Annotated in this window: 16 protein-coding genes and 4 pseudogenes; 13 read left to right on the top strand and 7 right to left on the bottom strand. The window is 73.3% G+C overall.

From position 1 onward, the window contains the following. Positions 1-36: 36 nt before the first annotated feature. Together ABEB13_RS05605 and ABEB13_RS05600 are read right to left on the bottom strand one after the other, a co-directional pair. Positions 37-868 (bottom strand): annotated as a pseudogene (locus ABEB13_RS05605) (PIG-L family deacetylase). A gap of 145 nt (positions 869-1,013) precedes the next feature. Then, complete coding sequence (locus ABEB13_RS05600) at positions 1,014-1,868, bottom strand: LysR family transcriptional regulator (RefSeq protein ID WP_345704548.1); 855 nt, start codon at positions 1,866-1,868, stop codon at positions 1,014-1,016. A 542-nt stretch (positions 1,869-2,410) separates the two neighbouring features. Here ABEB13_RS05600 and ABEB13_RS05595 point away from each other — a divergent pair. The 12 genes and pseudogenes from ABEB13_RS05595 to ABEB13_RS05540 all read left to right on the top strand — a co-directional run bounded on the left by ABEB13_RS05595 (position 2,411) and on the right by ABEB13_RS05540 (position 11,764). Further along, positions 2,411-3,178 (top strand): helix-turn-helix domain-containing protein, encoded by a 768-nt coding sequence (locus tag ABEB13_RS05595; protein WP_345704547.1) that lies wholly within the window; start codon positions 2,411-2,413, stop codon positions 3,176-3,178. A 310-nt stretch (positions 3,179-3,488) separates the two neighbouring features. Then, positions 3,489-4,088 (top strand): DUF4142 domain-containing protein, encoded by a 600-nt coding sequence (locus tag ABEB13_RS05590; RefSeq protein ID WP_345704546.1) that lies wholly within the window; start codon positions 3,489-3,491, stop codon positions 4,086-4,088. Between the two features lie 125 nt (positions 4,089-4,213). Next, the gene (locus tag ABEB13_RS05585) at positions 4,214-4,897 is read left to right on the top strand and encodes a hypothetical protein (RefSeq protein ID WP_345704545.1); all 684 of its coding nucleotides are present in this window, start codon (positions 4,214-4,216) and stop codon (positions 4,895-4,897) included. Then, positions 4,894-5,631 carry a DUF1996 domain-containing protein gene (locus ABEB13_RS05580; protein WP_345704544.1) on the top strand — a complete coding sequence of 246 codons (738 nt, stop codon included), beginning with the start codon at positions 4,894-4,896 and terminating at the stop codon, positions 5,629-5,631. Before ABEB13_RS05585 ends, ABEB13_RS05580 begins: the two co-directional genes overlap by 4 nt. A gap of 296 nt (positions 5,632-5,927) precedes the next feature. After that, positions 5,928-6,620, top strand: coding sequence for a hypothetical protein (locus ABEB13_RS05575; protein ID WP_345704543.1), 693 nt, complete (start codon positions 5,928-5,930; stop codon positions 6,618-6,620). Then, positions 6,617-7,176: pseudogene (locus tag ABEB13_RS40305) on the top strand (oxidoreductase); the annotation flags it as partial. The gene ABEB13_RS05575 and the pseudogene ABEB13_RS40305, both read left to right, overlap by 4 nt. A 207-nt stretch (positions 7,177-7,383) precedes the next feature. Continuing rightward, entirely contained in the window at positions 7,384-8,052 is a 669-nt protein-coding gene (locus ABEB13_RS40300; RefSeq protein WP_425559952.1) for an NADH-ubiquinone oxidoreductase-F iron-sulfur binding region domain-containing protein, read from the top strand. 124 nt (positions 8,053-8,176) lie between these two features. Further along, entirely contained in the window at positions 8,177-8,626 is a 450-nt protein-coding gene (locus tag ABEB13_RS05560; RefSeq protein WP_345704541.1) for a hypothetical protein, read from the top strand. A 2-nt stretch (positions 8,627-8,628) separates the two neighbouring features. Continuing rightward, positions 8,629-9,174, top strand: a complete 546-nt coding sequence (locus ABEB13_RS05555) for a hypothetical protein (protein ID WP_345704540.1) — start codon at positions 8,629-8,631, stop codon at positions 9,172-9,174. Continuing rightward, on the top strand, positions 9,171-9,647 hold the full coding sequence (locus tag ABEB13_RS05550; protein WP_345704539.1) for a hypothetical protein: 477 nt from the start codon (positions 9,171-9,173) through the stop codon (positions 9,645-9,647). Before ABEB13_RS05555 ends, ABEB13_RS05550 begins: the two co-directional genes overlap by 4 nt. 541 nt (positions 9,648-10,188) lie before the next feature. Next, on the top strand, positions 10,189-11,010 hold the full coding sequence (locus tag ABEB13_RS05545; protein WP_345704538.1) for an RNA polymerase sigma factor: 822 nt from the start codon (positions 10,189-10,191) through the stop codon (positions 11,008-11,010). Positions 11,011-11,236: 226 nt separating this feature from the next. Then, positions 11,237-11,764, top strand: a complete 528-nt coding sequence (locus ABEB13_RS05540; protein ID WP_100891887.1) for an NUDIX hydrolase family protein — start codon at positions 11,237-11,239, stop codon at positions 11,762-11,764. A gap of 150 nt (positions 11,765-11,914) precedes the next feature. Here ABEB13_RS05540 and ABEB13_RS05535 read toward each other — a convergent pair whose 3' ends face one another. Beyond that, entirely contained in the window at positions 11,915-12,277 is a 363-nt protein-coding gene (locus ABEB13_RS05535) for a hypothetical protein (RefSeq protein WP_345704537.1), read from the bottom strand. Positions 12,278-12,506: 229 nt separating this feature from the next. Here ABEB13_RS05535 and ABEB13_RS05530 point away from each other — a divergent pair, with 229 nt between their 5' ends. Further along, entirely contained in the window at positions 12,507-12,839 is a 333-nt protein-coding gene (locus ABEB13_RS05530; RefSeq protein ID WP_345704536.1) for a carboxymuconolactone decarboxylase, read from the top strand. Between the two features lie 291 nt (positions 12,840-13,130). Here ABEB13_RS05530 and ABEB13_RS05525 read toward each other — a convergent pair. From ABEB13_RS05525 to ABEB13_RS05505, 4 genes and pseudogenes are all read right to left on the bottom strand, one after another. Continuing rightward, a pseudogene (locus tag ABEB13_RS05525) lies at positions 13,131-13,729 on the bottom strand (amidohydrolase family protein); the annotation flags it as partial. 174 nt (positions 13,730-13,903) lie between these two features. Next, positions 13,904-15,384 (bottom strand): annotated as a pseudogene (locus ABEB13_RS05520) (HAD-IC family P-type ATPase). Continuing rightward, the gene (locus tag ABEB13_RS05510) at positions 15,318-16,634 is read right to left on the bottom strand and encodes an HAD-IC family P-type ATPase (RefSeq protein WP_345704534.1); all 1,317 of its coding nucleotides are present in this window, start codon (positions 16,632-16,634) and stop codon (positions 15,318-15,320) included. The pseudogene ABEB13_RS05520 and the gene ABEB13_RS05510 overlap by 67 nt, the downstream one beginning before the upstream one ends. Next, positions 16,631-17,593, bottom strand: coding sequence for a polyphosphate kinase 2 family protein (locus ABEB13_RS05505; protein ID WP_345704533.1), 963 nt, complete (start codon positions 17,591-17,593; stop codon positions 16,631-16,633). The genes ABEB13_RS05510 and ABEB13_RS05505 overlap by 4 nt, the downstream gene beginning before the upstream one ends. Positions 17,594-17,628: the final 35 nt, after the last annotated feature.

The following is a 17,628-nucleotide window of genomic DNA, read 5'->3' as shown; positions in this document are numbered from 1 at the left end:
CGCCCCGGCCCGCCGGCCCGGGCCCGCCCCTGCGGGTCAGCGCAGTCCGGCGAAGAGGTCGTTCTCCGGCACGGCCGCGCCGGTGGTGTCCTGGACCCGCACGAAGGTCTCCACCCCCATCAGGTCGGTGAACCGCTCCTTGCCCATCTTCAGGAAGAAGATGTTCTCGCCCTGGCTGGCGTGCGCGGCCAGCGCGTCGAACTTCTGGCCGCCGAACTCGGTGGTGTCCACCCAGGTGGTGATCTCCTCGTCGGGGAGCCCGATCTCGGCCAGCGCGGCGGCCTCCGCCGGGTCCGGCTCCGCCTGCTCGCCACCGAACTCGCGCATGACCTCACCGAAGCGCTGCATCATCGAGCGCGGCGCCGTCGTCCAGTACACCTTCGGCGTCAGCCCGGTGATCGCCAGGGCCGCCATCGTGATCCGGTTCGCCTGGATGTGGTCGGGGTGACCGTAGAACCCGTTCTCGTCGTACGTCACCACCACGTCGGGCCGGTAGTGGTGCAGCAGTTCGGCCAGGCGGGCCGCGCCGTCCGCCACGGGCGTCCGCCAGAACGACCCGGGGGCGTCGTTGGCCGGCCAGCCCATCATCCCGGAGTCGGCGTACTCCAGCAGTTCCAGATGGTCGACCTTCAGGACCTCGCAGCTCGCTTCGAGTTCCTCGCGGCGCATGGCGACGACGGCCGCCGGATCGTGCCCGGGCTCGCCCGGCTTGGCACCCCGGTCCGTCGCCGCAACCACCGTCGGTACAGGTGACGAGGACCGTGCGAATGCCCTCCGCCGCGTACCGCGCCAGCACGCCGCCTGTCCCGGTGGCCTCGTCGTCGGGGTGGGCGTGCACTGCCATCAGCGTCAAGGGTCGTTCAGCCATGAAATCCGTCCTCCGGTGCGAAAGGTGCTCCGACCCAGTCTGAGCCCTCCTCCCAGGACGACGGACACCGGAGTCGGGACGACCCGGCCGTGCGCCGCCGCGTGCCGGGCCCATCGGGCCGCCGGGGCCGCCGACGGGCCGGGCGTCAGGCCGCGGCGGTCGTCCGTGCGGCCTCCCGCAGGATCGTGAGCAGGAGTTGTTCGTAGGCCGTCAGCGGGCGCGCCAGCGTCCAGTTGGCCATCACCGTGCGACGTTCGGGCGCCGGGCGGATCCCCAGCTCGGCCAGCACGCCGTGGCGGAGTTCGAGCCGGACGGACCCGCGCGGCACCAACCCCACCCCGAGGCCGATCCGCACGGCCTCCTTGATGCCCTCCGTGCCCCACAGGTCGAGGGTCCGGGCACCGGCGATGTCCCAGCTGTGCAGCAGGTCGGTCAGCTGACGGCGCGTCTGGGAGCCGCACTCGCGCAGCAGGAAGGTCTCCCCGGTCAGGTCCGCGGGTCGGACGTCCCGTCCGGCCAGCGGGTGGTCGGCCGGGCAGACGAGGAGCATGTCGTCGTCGGCGAGCCGCTCCGACCGGTGCCGGCCGGGCGGCAGGGTGCTGGCGCTCAGTCCGATGCCCGTCCGGCCCTCCTCCAGCGCCTCGGCGAGTTGACCGGCGGTGCTGACGGTGAGGCCGAACCGCACGGCGGGCTCCCGGCGCCGGAGCTCCTGCAGGACGAGGGGCAGGAAGTGCCCGCCGACGGTGCTCGTGCTGCCGATCACCAGGGGCTCCGAGCGGAGGAGCGCCGCGGCCTGGACGGCCGCGACGGCCTGGTCGGCCAACGCCAGCACCTCCTTGCTCTGCGCCAGCAGGACCTCGCCGGCCAGGGTGGGGCGGATCTTGGGGCCCGAGCGGTCGACCAACTGGGTCCGCAGGGCTATCTCCAGGTTCTGCACCTGTTTCGACACGGACGACTGGCTCAGGAAGAGGACCTGGCCCGCGGCCGAGAACCCTCGCATTCGATGACCTGTGCGAAGATCGCCAGTTGATTGAGGTTGAGCCGCATCATGGCCTCGCTCGCGTCCGGACGGTATGGGACACAGGGGCCGGCGCGGTGCCTCGTCGGCCCGGCCGGTAGGGCAATGTACCTTGCGCCGGGCCCTTCTCACAGCCTGGATCCCTCTCCGGTGCGGCCGGAGCGGCGGCGTGGGTGGGCCCGTCTCCCCTTCCTCGCACGGAGATTGACGGCCTGCCCGGCGGTGCCGGCCGGCGTCGGCAGAGTGCGGCCGGGCCCCCGGCCCAGGGTAAAGGATGGGCAAAGGCGCGGGACGTAAACCCGAATCGGGTCTCTTTCCCTGGTGACCGGCCCGCCTGTGGCCGGCAGTTCCCCGGGAGGTGTTCCGGTGCACCCTTGCCCCAGTGGTCGACCGGCAGCGCATTCTCCGTCCTGCGCTCTCACGCGCCGGATGCCCGCCCCGACCGGCCGGCGCACGGCCGATCTCGCCAAGTCCCGTGCCCGACCCCGGTGGTGCCGTCCCGGCACGCCGTGGAAGGAGCCGCTGTGGATTCACTGACCCTGACCGACGGCCGCCGCGAACCGGTGCGGCGCCGGTCGGCCGAGCCCGCCGGCCGGCCCGTGCTGCGGGACCGCCCGAGAGCGGTCCAGGCGGTGGCGCTCACCGTCTCGCCCGGGCCGCCCCCGCCCGGACTCTCCGCCGCGAAGGTCGTCGCCTACCTCCACGGCCCCGAGCCGTACCTCTTGATCCCGGACCCGGCCCCGGGGATGCACCGGACGCTCGTCCGCTGGCTCCAGGGCCGGTCGGCGGTGGTCGGCCCCGTGGTGGCGCGTGCGGACGCCGGAGCCTCGCTGCGCTGGGCCCGCACCCTGCTGGCGCTGACGCCGCAACGACCCGGCAGCACGGGGGAGATCCTCTTCGTCGAGGACCACCTGGCCAAGGTGGTGCTCCTCCAGGACCCGCTGCTCGCCGGCCACCTGTCCGCCAAATGGCTCGCCCGGCTCCAGGACATGACGCCGACCCAGCAGACCAGGATGGAACAGACCCTGCTCGCCTGGCTGGAGGGCGGGGGTGCGACCGGCGCCGCGCTGCTGCTGCGCATCCACCCGCAGACCGTCCGGTACCGGCTCCGGAAGCTGGAGCGGCTCTTCGGCAGCAGCCTGCGCACCTCGCAGGCGCGGTTCGAGATCCTGCTGGCGCTGAAGATCCACGGCATGGCCGCCGAGTGCGCCCGGCTGCGCCACAGAGCGGAGGAACTGCCGTCGCGTCAGGCCTCCGGGCCCCGGCAGGACATCCGGCCCATCGGACCCTGAGCCGTACCGCGTCCGGCCGTCCCGAATTCCCGTGACTTCCGACCGGGATCCCCGACGTCCGCATTCTGTCCATGTCGACGAATTCACCGACGGGCACCCCTGTGTCCCGTAGGTTGTTCGTCGCGGCAAGCCGGAAACCACCGGAAGGGAATTCCGGAGGCGGGCCGGCGTGTTCGCCCGCCCCGGCGTGATGAGGAAATCGATGTCATCTTCGAGGAAGAAGCGCGGACCCGGGAAAGTGGCCTATGGTTTCCCCAAGGCGACTCGTCTTCCGCGGTCGTTCGCCACTCTTCTCATCATCGTGGCGCTGATGTCCACGGTGACGGCATTGGTCGTGCCGGTGGTGCGTTCGGCGGGCTCGTACCGCAGTCCGCAGGCGGCGGGCGGCGCACCGGGCACGGTGCAGACACCGACCGGGCCGCTGACGGCGGTCGACCGGGACTTCGTCAAACGGGTCCGGTGGGCCGGGCTGTGGGAGATCCCCGCAGGCCGGATGGCCGTCACCAAGGGCGGCACCCCTGAGGTCAGGACGGCCGGCCAGCACCTGATCGACGGGCACACCGAGCTCGACCAGGCGGTGCTGCAGACGGCGGGGACACTGGGGCTGGACGTCCCCAGTGCACCCTCCGCCCAGCAGCAGGCCTGGCTGAAACAGCTGGACGCCGCCCAGGGCGACGAATTCGACCGGCTCTTCGCGAATATCGTGCGCAATGCGCACGGGCAGGTGTTCGCCGTCGTCGCCCAGGTGCGCGCCAGTACCCAGAATTCCGCCGTCCGGGATCTCGCGACCCTGGCGAATTCGACCGTTCTCGACCACATGATGGTCCTGGAGGCCACCGGGCTGGTGAAATTCGGAGACCTGTCCTCGCCGCCGGCCGCCGCGCCCTCGCCGTCCGCGACGCGGCGCTAGGCAATCTCTCCGAAGCAGTGCCGTCCGACAGGTCCCGGGACCTTTCCGAAATCCCCTGACACATGCAGCAACAAGGCTGCCCACGGCCTGTCCCACAGGCCCGATCCCGTTCCGAGGGTGCGAACATGAGGATTCACAAACGTGACAAGGCCAGGCGGAGGATGCTGGCCCTGCTGCTGGCCGGGGTGCTGGCGGTCACCGGAGCGTCGGTGCTCACGGTCGCGGCGTTCGCCGGGCAGCGCCAGCCGCCCGCGCAGCCGGCCGCCACCCGGATGGGCACGGTCGCCTGCGGCGACGTCGGCTCACTGCTGGACCAGGTGCCGGCGGCCGCCCAGCCGGCCGTCGACCGGGATCTCGCCGACCTCGACGTCCAGGTGGCGGACGCCTACCGGAGCCTCATGGCTCCCGGCGCCGGGGGCGGCGAGCAGCGCGTGATGGACGCCCTGGTCGCCAAGCGCACCACCACGCTGCGCAACCTCAAGGCCAGCGCCGGGCCGGACGCCGGTCTGCCCGGGGACCTCACCGGGCTGGCGAGCTGCGGGATCCGGCGCGACCTGGTGGTCGACGCGTCCGCCCGGGACTACGCACCCGACGCCCAGGCCGGCTCGTCCGGCTCGTCCGGCCCCTCGGGCCCGGCCGCCCTGAGCAAGGGCTCCGGCAATCGGGGAGCGGCCTCGGACGCGGCTTCGTCGACATCCGCACCGTCTCCCCGAACGTCGCCAAGCCCGCCCGCACCGGGTCGGCCACCGGCACCTTCACCTCGCAGTGCGGCCGCAACGAGAACCGCCACCTCAACCCCGACAACGTGATCGTGGCCCCCGGGGTGAGCAACGGCGCCCACCACATGCACGACTACGTGGGGAACCTCATCACCGACGCGTTCTCCGCGAACAACCGGCTCGCCCGCGCCGGCACCACCTGTTCGAACGGGGACCAGTCCGCCTACTACTGGCCGGTGCTGCGGCTCCTCAACGGCGTGACCGAGAAGGACGCCAAGGCGCCGGGCGGCGGCCAGGACAGCAACGTGGGGCGCATCCTGCAGCCGGCGGACGTCCAGATCACCTACAACTCCGCCGCCGGGAACAAGGTCCAGCCGATGACCCGATTCCTGCGGATCATCACCGGCGACGCCAAGGCCCTCACCAACGGGCCGGCCAACGCCCACGCCTCGTGGAGCTGCACCGGGTTCGAGAACCGGCAGCTCGCCGACAAGTACCCGATCTGCCCCAACGGCAGCCGGGTCGTGCGGACCCTGAAGTTCCCGGACTGCTGGGACGGCAAGAACATCGACAGCGCCAACCACCGCACCCACACGGCCTTCTCCCAGGCGAACGGCAGCTGCCCCAAGAACTTCCGGGCGATCCCCCAGCTGGTGGAGCGCGTCGCCTACGACGTGCCGACCGGCGTGCGCTTCGCCGTCGACAGCTTCCCCGAGCAGCTCCACAACCCGGTCACCGACCACGGCGACTTCATCAACGTGATGAACCGGAACCTGCTCGACCAGATGGTGAGCTGCATCAACGAGGGGCGTCGCTGCGGATGACCGCCACGGGCCACGGCAGCGGCCGGTCCGGGAGCCCCGGTCACCAGTCCTCGCGCGGCCCGCCCCGGGGCCAGGGTCCCCGTTCCATCGGAGCACAGCAGCACACGCCGGAGGGCGCAGCGATGTTGACAGGGCAAGGACGCCGATCCTGGCATTCGGCCGCAGGGCCGGCGCGAACGCGCCGGGGCGGCCGGGGAGGCCGGACGGAGCGGGTGGACCGGGCGGGCCGCACCGCCCAGGGGCCGGCCGGGCCCGGCGGAGGCCGGCCCGAGACCGGCGGCCGGGGTGCACCCACGGTGTGGTCGCTCCTTCCGCTGCTGGCGGTGGGGCTGGGCCTGGCGGCGGTGGTCGTCAACGGCGCGCTGCAGGCTTTCCTGGGGGCCGCCGCCGGGGTCCTCGCCCTGGTGTCGTTCTCCTCCGCCGTCCTGTGGGGACTCGCGGCGACCGACCGGCTGCTGCTGTACCCCGTCCACCGGCTGGCCGCCCAGGCGATCCACCGGACGATGGGTGTCGCGGGCGTGGTCTTCCTCGCCCTGCACGTGTGGATGAAGCTGATCCAGGGCCGGATCGGCGCCCTCGCCGCCATCGTCCCGTTCGCCGACCCGCAGCGGCCGGTGGTGCTGGGCCTGGGGGTCCTCGCGGGCTACCTGCTCCTGGCGGTGGCCCTCGCCGGGGCGGCCCGCGGGCTGCTGGCGCGGACGGGCGAGGCGAGGCGCTGGCGGATCGTCCACATCTGCGCCTACCCGGCCTGGGGCGCCGCGCTCGTCCACGGCCTCAACGCCGGCCGGGTGCCCGCCCCCTGGGTGAACGTGCTCTACAGCGTGGCCGTCGTGGGGGTGATCGGCGTGCTCGGGCTGCGGCTGGCCCTGCAGGGCCGGGACGCCCGGCGCCGGGCCGCCGCCCCCGTCCGGCCCGCTCCGGCCCGGCCCGAACCCGCCGCCCGGCCGCCGGTCGGTGCCGGAACCGGCCGACGACGGCAGGACGGATGAACGGCGCACCCATTGCCTGGCTCAACCGGCCGGTGCTGTTCGCGGGTCTGGAACACACCGAGCGGCTGGACTTCCGCGGCCACCTCGTCGTGCACGGCCGGCCGCCGGCGATGTCGGCGGAGGAGCTGGCCGACCTGGCCGAGAACGTGGACCTGCGGGGCCGGGGCGGGGCCGGATTCCCGTTCGCCAGAAAGCTCCGGGCCGTCGTCAAGGCGACCGCCCGACGCCGCAGCCGCCCGGTCGTGGTGGTCAACGGAACGGAAGGAGAACCGAGTTGTCTGAAGGACGCCGCACTCCTGCTGCGCACCCCCACCTGGTCCTGGACGGGGCCCTGCTGGCCGCCGACGCGCTGGACGCCGACCAGGTCGTCCTCGGCGTCACCCGGGCCGACACCGAGCAGTCGCTGCGCAGGGCACTGGACGAGCGGCGCTTCATGCGGCTGCCGGTGTCGGTCGTCCGGCTCCCCGAGCGGTTCGTCTCGGGGGAGGGGAGCGCACTGGCCCGCGGCATCACCAGCGGGATCGCCCTCCCGCGCGGCGGCGGCGTGCGGACGAGCGACAGCGGCGTCGGGGGTCTGCCCACCCTGCTGTCCAACGCGGAGACGTACGCGCAGCTCGCGGTCGCGGCCCGCCTCGGGGCCCTGCCCTACCGCGAGGTCGGCCTTCCGTCGGAGCCGGGGACGGTCCTGCTGACCCTGGCCGGCTCCCAGGTGGTGGAGACGCCCACCGGCGTCCCGCTCACGGAGCTGCTCGCGCTGTTCGGCATGGACGTCGGGCAGGGCGTCCTGGTCGGCGGCTACCACGGCAAGTGGCTGACCGCCGAGGCCGCCGCGCGGGCCCTGGTGTCCCGTCAGTCCATGCAGAGCCTCGGCGGGGCACTGGGCGCCGGCGCCGTCCTGCCGCTGCCGGCCACGACCTGTCCGCTGGGCGAAGTGCTCAGGATCGCCGGTTGGCTGGCCGAGGAGACGGCCGGCCAGTGCGGGCCGTGCTACCTCGGACTGCCCGCCCTGGTCAAAGCCCTGGAGGAGGTGGTGAGGGGCGGCGGCCGGGCCGCCCTGGAGCTCGTCGAGAACCGGATGCGGGCGGTCACCAAGCGGGGTGCGTGCAGCCATCCCGACGCCGCCTCCCGGTTCGTCGCCTCGGCCCTGGAGGTCTTCGACGACGACCTGCAGCTGCACTCGTACCAGCGCGGCTGCGGCCGGCCCGTCCAGGACGTGCTCCCGCTGCCGGTCGTGGAGAGCGCCGGAAGCATCGTCGTGGACTGGACGCTCTGCGAAGCCCACGGGCTCTGCACCAGCGTCCTGCCCGAGGTGATCAGCCTGGAGGCGGACGGCTTCCCTGCCGCCGGTGTCATGCCGGTGCCGCCGCAACTGCTCCAGCAGGCGGCCCGGGCCGTCGACCGGTGCCCCGCGCTGGCCCTGCGCATCCAGTGAGCGCCGCCCGGCCCGGGCCGGCCACCGCGCCGACCGCCGGACCCGAACACCCATCCCGACCACCACCGACCCGAACGCAGTTCCCCGACCGTTCCGTTCCACCGATGGAAAGGCAAGGAAGATCTTGACGACGAAACGATACGGCCTCGTGGCGGTCTGCCTCGTGCTGGCCGGCCTCGTGCTCATGGCGGCCTTCGGAGGCGCCAGCAGCAGTGCCACCACGTCCTACGGGGCCTCCGGCCAAACCCAGTTGGCCGGTGCGACGCCGTCCCCGGCCGGCGCCTACGGCGACTACGGCAGCACCGGGGCCTCGCCGGCGGCCGCCAACGGCAAGTCCGGCGGACAGCTGGCCGTCCGGGTGGACGACCAGCTCGGCCCGGTGATGACCGACGGTCAGGGCTTCACCCTCTACCGCTTCGACAAGGACACCGCGAAGCCGCCAGCGTCCAACTGCTCCGGGGCTGCGCGACCACCTGGCCGCCCGTCATCAACGACGCCAGTACCGCGGCGGGCACCGGGATCGATCCGGGCAAGCTCGGCGAGATCACCCGGGCCGACGGCACGCACCAGCTGACGGTGGGCGGCTGGCCCGCCTACCGGTACGCGCAGGACACCGCCCCCGGCGACACCAAGGGCCAGGGCGTGGGCGGTACCTGGAACGCCCTGGCGCCGGACGGGTCGAAGGCCAAGGCGGCCGGCGCCGGCGCCTCGGCGTCCGCCTCGGCGACGGCCGCGCCGCAGCCGTCCCAGCAGGCCCCGACCGGAGCGCAGATCTCCGTCATGAACCACCCGCAGCTCGGCCCGATCATGGTGGACGGCTGGGGCCGGACGCTGTACCACTACGGCAAGGACACCGCCTGGCCGATGCGCTCCAACTGCGAGGGGGCGTGCCTGAAGATCTGGACGCCCGCGCCCCCGGTCGACGCCAGCAAGATCAAGGGTGTGAACCCGAAGCTGATCGGCAAGATGAAGCGTCCGGACGGCACCTGGCAGCTGAGCATCAACTGCACGCCCGCGTACACCTACACGGGCGACCAGGGCTACGGTGACGCCCTCGGGAACGGGATGGACAACCAGTGGACGGCCATCAACCCGATGGGCAAGGCGGCCACCGGCCCGTGAGTGCCACGGGTACCGCCCGCGCACCGGCCGGCCGGGCCCTGACCGTCCGTGGCGCCCTCCGGTGGGCCGCGCTGCTGGCCCTGCTCCTCCTGGGGCTCACGGAACTCCTCTGGGGGCCAGGCGGGTTGACCGGGTCCTCGCAGGCGTCGCCGGGCCCCGTCCGGAGGTCGGTGGAGGAGCTGGCCCGGCGGATCGGCTGCACGGCCGAGATCACCGCCGACGCGGCCGACCTCCGGCAGGGCCTGTGCACCGCGGGCGGGGACGAGATCTGGATCGCGACCTTCCCGACACCGCGTGCCCAGGACGCCTGGACCTCGGAGGCGGAGGCCTACGGCGGGTCGTACCTGGTGGGCGACGGATGGGTGGTCGTGCTGTCCGACACCACGACGGACCGGTTGCACGGCCTGCTCGGAGGAGTGATCGTCGGCGGGGCCGACCACGGCGGTGCGCACGTGCACGCCGGTGGTGGGTGACCGGGCAAAGGAATGGCAACAGGGTGGGGGCTCCCACCGGCTATCGGCCGGCGGGAGCCCCCACCCTGTTGCCGCTGTGCGTGCCCGACCGGTGCCGGAGCGCCACCCGACAGGGCTGACGCAGAGTCATGATTCTGCCTCGGCAGAGACGTTCAACCATGCGAATGCCGTATGAACTTTCCCGTTATTTACCGGGAGTCACACTTGACGCGGCCTCGCCACGGGGTCGCCGGGCCCCGCGGTCGGCCGCCACGGCGCGCGCGGCGGCGGGTGTGCGCCTCCGGGCACACCTTCACGCGGATTCCCCACATTCGGATCCGGAATCGCCGGGCGTACGACCGTTCATGGCGACAGTTGCCTTGAAACCCGTGGGACTGGTGTGCTGTGGCCCTTCCTGCCACACCGTCCCGACGGCCCCAGCAGCAGACCGCCGTCGATGCCCTTCATGAGGCAGTTCGCCGTCCCGGCCCCGCACGGTCGTCACACCGGTCAGGCCCACGAACTCCCCATCGTGAGAAGGCCAGAGCTGAGGAGGAACAAGGTGACCCTTCGGACCAGCACCCGCGAATCGGGTATGAGCGCGCTGAGCGACGCGGAACTCGCGGCGGCGCTCGCCACCTCGACCACCACCCGCAACTCCCGTATCCGGGACGTGATGGCCGAGGTGTTCCGGCGCCACCACGCCGCCGTGCTCGCCTACGCCCGCCGCTACTGCCGCGACCCGCAGACCGCCCAGGACCTCGCCGCCGAGGCCTACGCCAGCACCTACCTCTCCGTCGCCCGCGGCCGCGGCCCGCGGTACGCCTGGCGGCCCTACCTGATGGCGTGCGTCCGCCGCACCGCGATGGAGTGGAGCGCCCAGACCACGGACCGGATCCTGCTGCCGGAGGACTTCCACACCTGGGCCGAGTGCCTGGCCGACGAGGCGGAGACCGAGGGCGCGCTGCTCGCCGCCGAGGAGACGGCACTCGTCGCCCGGGCGTACCGCACCCTGCCCGACCGGTGGCAGGTGCTGCTGTGGTTCTTCGTGGTCGAGGGCGAGCCGGCCGCCACCGTCGCCCAGCGGATGAGCATGACGCCGAGCGGGGTGCGCTCCCTGGCGGCCCGCGCGCGTGCCGGGCTGCGAGAGGCCTACCTGCGCGAGAACGTGGACGAGGGGACGGGGCTGGAGTGCCGCTACTTCACCTCGCTGCTGGCCGGCGCCGTCCGCCGGCCGGGCCGGCGGCGGGGGCGTGAACTGGCCCGGCACCTCCAGGAGTGCCCCGGCTGCGGGCGGGTGGCCGCGGAGTTCCGCCGGGCCAACCACCGCATCGCGATCTCCGCGCTCGTCCCCATCGGCCCCGAGGCGGTGCCGTCGTGCTGAGCCCCGCGGGCCCGCCCGGCAGCTGCCGGCCTCCCACCCGGCCCCCCACCCGGCGACCCGGCCCGATCCGGGCGGTCCGCGGCACCTACCCGGGCGCACGAAGGCGGCACGGACCGCCCTGAGCGGGGAGGCCCGGGCGGGCGGCGGCTTCAACTCCGAAGCGGCCACCCGGGGTGGGGCCTCGGCACGGAGCAGTCCCGGAACGTACGATCGGCCAATGTCTGACATGACGGAAACCACGCCGGGCTGGCTCGCTCCCGAGGAGCTCGAATCCACCCGGGCCCGGATGCCGATCCTCTACGTCGAAGCCGTGCCGGTGCGTGTCGACGACGCCGGCGAGGTCACCAGGATCGGTCTCCTGCTGCGGATCGGACCGGACGGGACGGTCAGCCGGACGCTGGTCTCCGGCCGGGTGCTGCACCACGAGCGGATCCGCGACGCACTGCAACGGAACCTGGAGAAGGACCTCGGGCCGGTGGCCCTGCCGCGGATCCCGGCCTCGCTGCAGCCGTTCACCGTCGCCGAGTACTTCCCCACCCCGGGGATCACCGAGTTCCACGACCCCCGGCAGCACGCGGTCTCGCTCGCCTACATCGTGCCGGTGGCCGGCGACTGCAGACCCCGGCAGGACGCGCTCGACCTGGTCTGGTTCAGCCCGGAGGAGGCCGCGTCGCCCGTGGTGCAGCAGGAGATGCCCGGCGGGCAGGGCGTGCTGCTCAAGCGGGCCCTCGCCCACGTCGGTTGCCTGAGCTGACCGTCCGTCGTCCTCCGGCGGCGTCGTCTGCCGGTGGCGTCGGCCGCCGCACCGTCCTCGCGCTCCGCGCCGCCGTGGTCGACCCGGTGACGACGCCGGGCCGGAGGAGGCCGCGGCGGCCGAGGGCGGCGGTCGGCCCCGCCCCGGGACTCAGGCGAGCCAGCGGGCGCTGTGCCGATGGCGCCCGGGCTCGACCTCGATGTCCGACACCTGCCCCAGGCGGACCCGGTCCAGCTGTCGTCGCGTCAGCTGACGGGCACGCCGCTCCGCGACGTACGCGTCGGCAGCCACTCCTCCTCCCCGCGGATCACTGCGGGCGAAGAAGTGCACGGCAACACGGCGGCGCACCTCCTGCGGCACCGGTCGCCGTCCTTCGCGGGCGGCGATGCGCACGCCTGCGGAGCTGTACCGGAGCTCGCGGACCAGGACGGCACGCCACGGCCTCGCGGTGCGGGCCCCGACCGGGACGGGGCGGACCTCCGGGCGGTGCGTGCGGTGCGCGCTTCGTGCCATGCCCCACTCCTACCGGCTCCCGGCACCGTGCCGCCAGTGGTTTCGGCCCGGGCCGGGACGCGGTGCGCGGGGGACGGCACAGGCCGGGCCGGGACCCCCGCCGGGGAGGGCCGTCCCGGTGCGGCACGGGCGGGGGCCTCCTACGGTGGTGGCAGGACGCCCGGCGCTCGCGGACACCCTCACTCTCCGCGCCTCCGCGTCGGTGCCTGCGACCAGGAGACCGATCGACATGACCATTGCCTCTGAGACCCCCGTCCTGGACACCCTCGCCGCCATGACCGTGGACTCGGTCGAGCGGTGCGGGATGGCCCCGGACATGCTCATCATGACCAGGATCGCCGCGCTGGCCGCCTCGGACGCGCCCCCGATCTCCTACCTCGCCCACATCGAGCCCGGTCTGCGGGCCGGCCTGACCGCCGCGCAGCTGCAGGACGTCCTGGTGGCCGTCGCCCCCATCATCGGGACGGCCCGGGTCATGACGGCGGCCGGCAACATCGCCTCGGCGCTCGGCGTCGCGATCGCGGTCGCCGACGCGGAGATCGAGGCCGAGACCCGGGGCTGAGACCCGGGGCAGACAGCGGACGCTCGTGCCGGCCTCCGGCCCCCGCCGCCGCCCGGCGGTGCCCCGGCGGCCGGGCTTCACCCGAACGGCCCTGCCCGCCGGTGCCGCTTTCCGAAGCGGCCCCGGCGGGCATCCGTCGGCCCGGCGGGGCGCGACCAGGCGCCGGCTCAGGCGAGGCCGTTGACCCGCACGGCGGTCGAACGGAACGCCGCCGTCCGCTCCGCCCCGGTCAGGCGCTCCGTCGACTCACCGGCCACCCGCACGACATCGCCGTAGCCGGCGGCCATGGTGGTCGGCTTCGGTCAGCAGCCCGGACAACTTGCACGCGGTGTTCGGCTGCGCCGTCAGCGCCCGGACGGCCGTCCGCCATCCGTCGGGCCGCCCCGACCGGACCGGCGGTTTACCCAAGTGGTCGAGGACGAAGGTGAGTTCCGGCACCCGTCGGGCGGCCTCGATGGCCGCGGGCAGCTGGTGCGGCAGCACCAGCAGGTCGTATGCGAGCCCGGCCTCGGCCACCGCCCGGAGCCCGCGCAGGGTGTCCGGCCGGGCCAGCCGGTCCGGGGCGGGCTCGCCCTGCACCTGGTGGCGACGCCGACGAGGAACTCGCCGCCGGGTGCCTCGCGCAGGGCGGCCAGGTCGCTCGCGACGTCCGCGGCCGCCAGGTCCGTCCAGCCGACCACCCCGGCCACCAGGTCGTCCGAGGCGGCCAGGGCGAGCAGCTCCGGGGTCTCCTCGGCCACCGTGACCGTCTGTACCGGCACCATCCCGGCGACCCCGGCCGCCCGGGCCCGCGGAGCCAGCTCGGACAGGGTGAAGTCCCGCCTGAGCGGCGCGAGTCCGGGGCCGATGATCACCACGCTGCGGCCCCGGGCGGCCGCCTCCGGGAGCAGGTCGGCGAGGCCGCCCTGGTCGAGCAGGCGGTAGCGGCCCGCCAGCAGGACGCCATCGCCGACCGCCGTCCCGATCTCGCGGAGGCCGGGGCGCGCGTGCACGTCGCAGGCGTCGAACAGTGGCTCCGCGGGGCGCTCGGCCCCTAGGTTCCGCGCCGCGGGGCCCCGGTCGCGCTAGCGGCCCGGCGCGCCGGGGGAGGGCCCGGGGCCGGGTGCCACGGGTGGGGTACGGCGGGCGAGCAGCTTGCCGAGCTCCCAGAGGACCAGGAGGGCGACGGGGGCCAGCAGGGCCCAGCCGAACTGGCCGAGGGTGATCTCGGTAGTGCCGAGCATGCGGCGGAAGGCGTCCATCTGGGTCACCAGGACGGCGAGGACGAACTCCGACAGGGCCGCCAGGTTCATCGGCCGGCTGTCGAACGTGGTGGGGGTCAGGGCGGTCGCGCGTTCGCTGCGGCATTCGTAGGCCGCCACGATCAGGCAGAGCGCGAAGGCGGTGAACGCGATCGAGTTGCCCGTCCTGATGTCGCCGAAGTGGTGCTGGCCCAGGGTGATCAGCAGCAGCAGGGCCACGGTGACGGCCAGTCCGCTGAGTCCGACGGTGACCATGACGGACTTGGTCAGCAGCGATTCGCCGCGCGGGCGCGGGGTGCGCCGCATCAGGCCGGGGCTCGCCAGGTCGAAGCCCAGGGCGAAGCCGAACGGCGCGTTGACGACGAAGTGGATCCACAGCACCTGCGGCGGGGTGAACGGCTCGCCGGCGGCGATGTTGAAGACCGTCGCGCCGAGGAACGTCAGGACGAAGGTGACCAGGAGCATCAGGACGAAGCGGATGTACTTGGTGAGGTTGTCGTAGAGCTTCCGCCCCTCCTCGACGGCGTAGACGATGGTCGCGAAGTTGTCGTCGGAGAGGATCATCCGCCCGGCGTTCTTGGCCACGTCGGTGCCGCTGCCCATGGCGATGCCGATGTCGGCGGCCTTGATGGCGGGCGCGTCGTTCACGCCGTCGCCGGTCATCGCCACGACCTCGCCCTTCTTCTTGAGCGTGTCGGCGAGCAGGACCTTGTGCTCCGGCGCGACGCGGCCGACCACCCCGATGTCGTCGATCCGGGCCATCCGTTCCGCCTCCGGCAGGGCGGCGAAGTCCGCCCCGAGGATCGCCGTGCCGGGGATCCCGAGCTGCCGGGCGATGGCCTCGCCGGTGGTGACGTCGTCCCCCGTCACCATGCGGACCCGGATGTGGGCGGCCTGGGCACTGGCCACCGCTTCCTCGGACTCCGCGCGCGGCGGGTCGACCATGCCGACCAGGCTGGTCATCCGCAGCTCGGTGACGAGCGCCAGCAGGTCGCCGTCCGGGTCGAAGTCCGCCGGGTCCAGGTCGCGTTCCGCCGCCGCCATCACCCGGCGCCCCTCGCCGCCCATCCGTTCGGACGCCGCGTCGGCGCGCCCGCTCAGCTCGGCGTCCCACGGCACCGTCCGCCCCCGGCGAGCGCCGTGCTGGCGCGGGAGGTGACGGCGGGCGCCGCGCCCTTGACGAAGCACCGCACCACCGGCCGTCCCGACGCGTCCACGGTCGAGGTGAAGGTCGCCATCAGCTTGTACTCGGGGTCGAACGGCAGCGTGGCGAGCCGCGGGTAGCGCTCCCGGGTGGCGTCGATGTCCAGACCCGCCTTGTGGCCGAGGACGAGCAGCGCCCCTCGGTCGGGTCGCCGACCACCGTGCCGTCCACCAGCTTGGCGTCGCTGGCGATCAGGTACGGCAGGATGGCGTCCTCAATGCCCGGGGAGGAGCCGGCGGCGTGGTGGACCCGGCCCTCCAGGCCGTAGCCGCTGCCGGAGACGGTGTAGCGGTCGGTCGGACTGAGGACCTCGACGACGGTCATCTGGTTCATCGTCAGGGTGCCGGTCTTGTCCGAGTTGATCGCCGAGGTGAAGCCCAGGGTCTCCACGGACGGCAGTTCCTTGACGATGGCGTTGCGCTTGGCGAGGTTGAGGCTGCCGACCGAGAGGATCACCTGGGTGACGGTGGGCAGGGCCTCCGGGATGGCCGCGATGGCCAGCGAGACGGCGCTGACGAAGAGCGCGTCCCAGGCCTGGCCGCGGCTGCGGCCGAGGACGAACATCACCACCATGGTGGCGCCGGCTGCCGCCGCGATCCACAGCGTCAGCGTGTTCAGCTCGCGGGTGAGCGGGGTCTGCTCCTTCTCCGTCGCCGAGAGCATCCCGGAGATCTTGCCCAGTTCCGTCCCGGCGCCCGTCCCGGTGACGACCAGCAGGCCGCTGCCGTGGGTGACCGGGGTGTTCATGAACGCCATGGTGGACTGCTCGCCCGGGCCGAGCCGGTCGCCCGTCAGGGTGCCCGCCTCCTTCGCCGCCGGCACGCTCTCGCCGGTCAGCGCGGACTCGTCGATCTGCAGCGCGCTCGCCCGGACGATCCGCCCGTCCGCCGGGACGGTGTCCCCGGCGGTGATGAGCACGACATCCCCGACCACCAGCTGCTCCGCCGGGATCTCCGACTCCACCCCGTTCCGCCGGACCCGGGCCGTGGTCTTCATCATCGACCGCAGCGCGTTCATCGCGCTCTCGGCCTTGCCCTCCTGCCGCAGGCCGACGACCGCGTTGAACAGCGTCAGGACGATCAGCAGGATCGCGGTGCTCCACTCCTTGATCGCCAGCGCGACCACCGCGGAGGCGACCAGGATGATCTGCATGTAGCTGCGGTACTGGTCGAGGAAGCGCAGCCAGCCCGGCTCGGTCTTCTCCTCGGGCAGCGCGTTCGGGCCGTGCGCGGCGAGCAGGTCCGCCGCCCGGGCGGCGGAGAGCCCCACCTCCGGGTCCACGCCGAGCTGCGCCGCGACCTCCTCCGGCGGCGTCGCGTACCAGGGTCGTGCGCCGGGGCCCGCGCTCACGGCCGTTCCTTCCCGCGTCCGGGCCGGTGCTCGGCCGCGTAGGGGTCGCGCGCCGCGCCCGCGGGCGCCTCGTCCTCCAGCTGTCGCCGGACAGCCCGCAACTCCTTGCGGGCCTTCTTGCCGACGGTCGGGTACCGGGGGTCGATCTCCATCAGCGTGTGCACGAGGACGGCCGCGGCGCAGATCCGCGCGAACCACTTCCGGTCGGCCGGCACGACGTACCACGGCGCCCACGGCGTGCTGGTGGCCGAGAGCATCTCGGAGAAGGCGCGCTGGTAGTCGTCCCAGCGCTCGCGCTCGCGGACGTCCGCCGCCGAGAACTTCCAGTTCTTCTCCGGCAGGTCGATGCGCTTCAGGAAGCGGGTGCGCTGCTCCTCCTCGGAGAGGTTCAGGAAGATCTTCACGACCTTGAACCCGTTCTCGCAGAGGTAGCGCTCCCAGTCGTTGATCGCCCGGTAGCGGTGCGTCCAGACGTCCCGGCCCTTCGCCTCCTCCGGCAGCCGCTGCCGGTCGAGGTTCTCGGGATGCACCCGCACCACGAGCACCTCCTCGTAGTGCGACCGGTTGAAGATCGCGATGTCCCCGCGGGCCGGCAGGCGCTGCGCATAGCGCCACAGGTAGTCGTGGTCGAGCTCCTCGGCGGAGGGCACCTTGAAGCTGCTGACGTGGACGCCCTGCGGGTTGACCCCGCTCATGACGTGGCGGATCGTCCCGTCCTTCCCGCCCGCGTCGATCGCCTGGAGGCAGAACAGGACGCCGTAGCTGTCCTGGGCGGCCAGCTTCGCCTGGTACTCGGCGAGCAGGCCGACGCCGGTGCGCAGCAGCTCCGCGCCGTCACGCTTCTTCACCCGGGCCTTGTAGCGGGGGTCGAAGTCCTTCGCGAGATCCACGTGCGAGCCGGGCTCCACACGCAGCGGCTCGATGAACTCAGCGATCCGTCGGGCCTGCTTGTCCACCATTGCCGGCACCGCTTCCTCTCGGTCACGACGGGTGC

Origin of the sequence: Kitasatospora paranensis (assembly GCF_039544005.1) — a bacterium.
Classification (GTDB): domain Bacteria; phylum Actinomycetota; class Actinomycetes; order Streptomycetales; family Streptomycetaceae; genus Kitasatospora; species Kitasatospora paranensis.
This window is presented reverse-complemented; position numbering and strand designations above follow the sequence as displayed.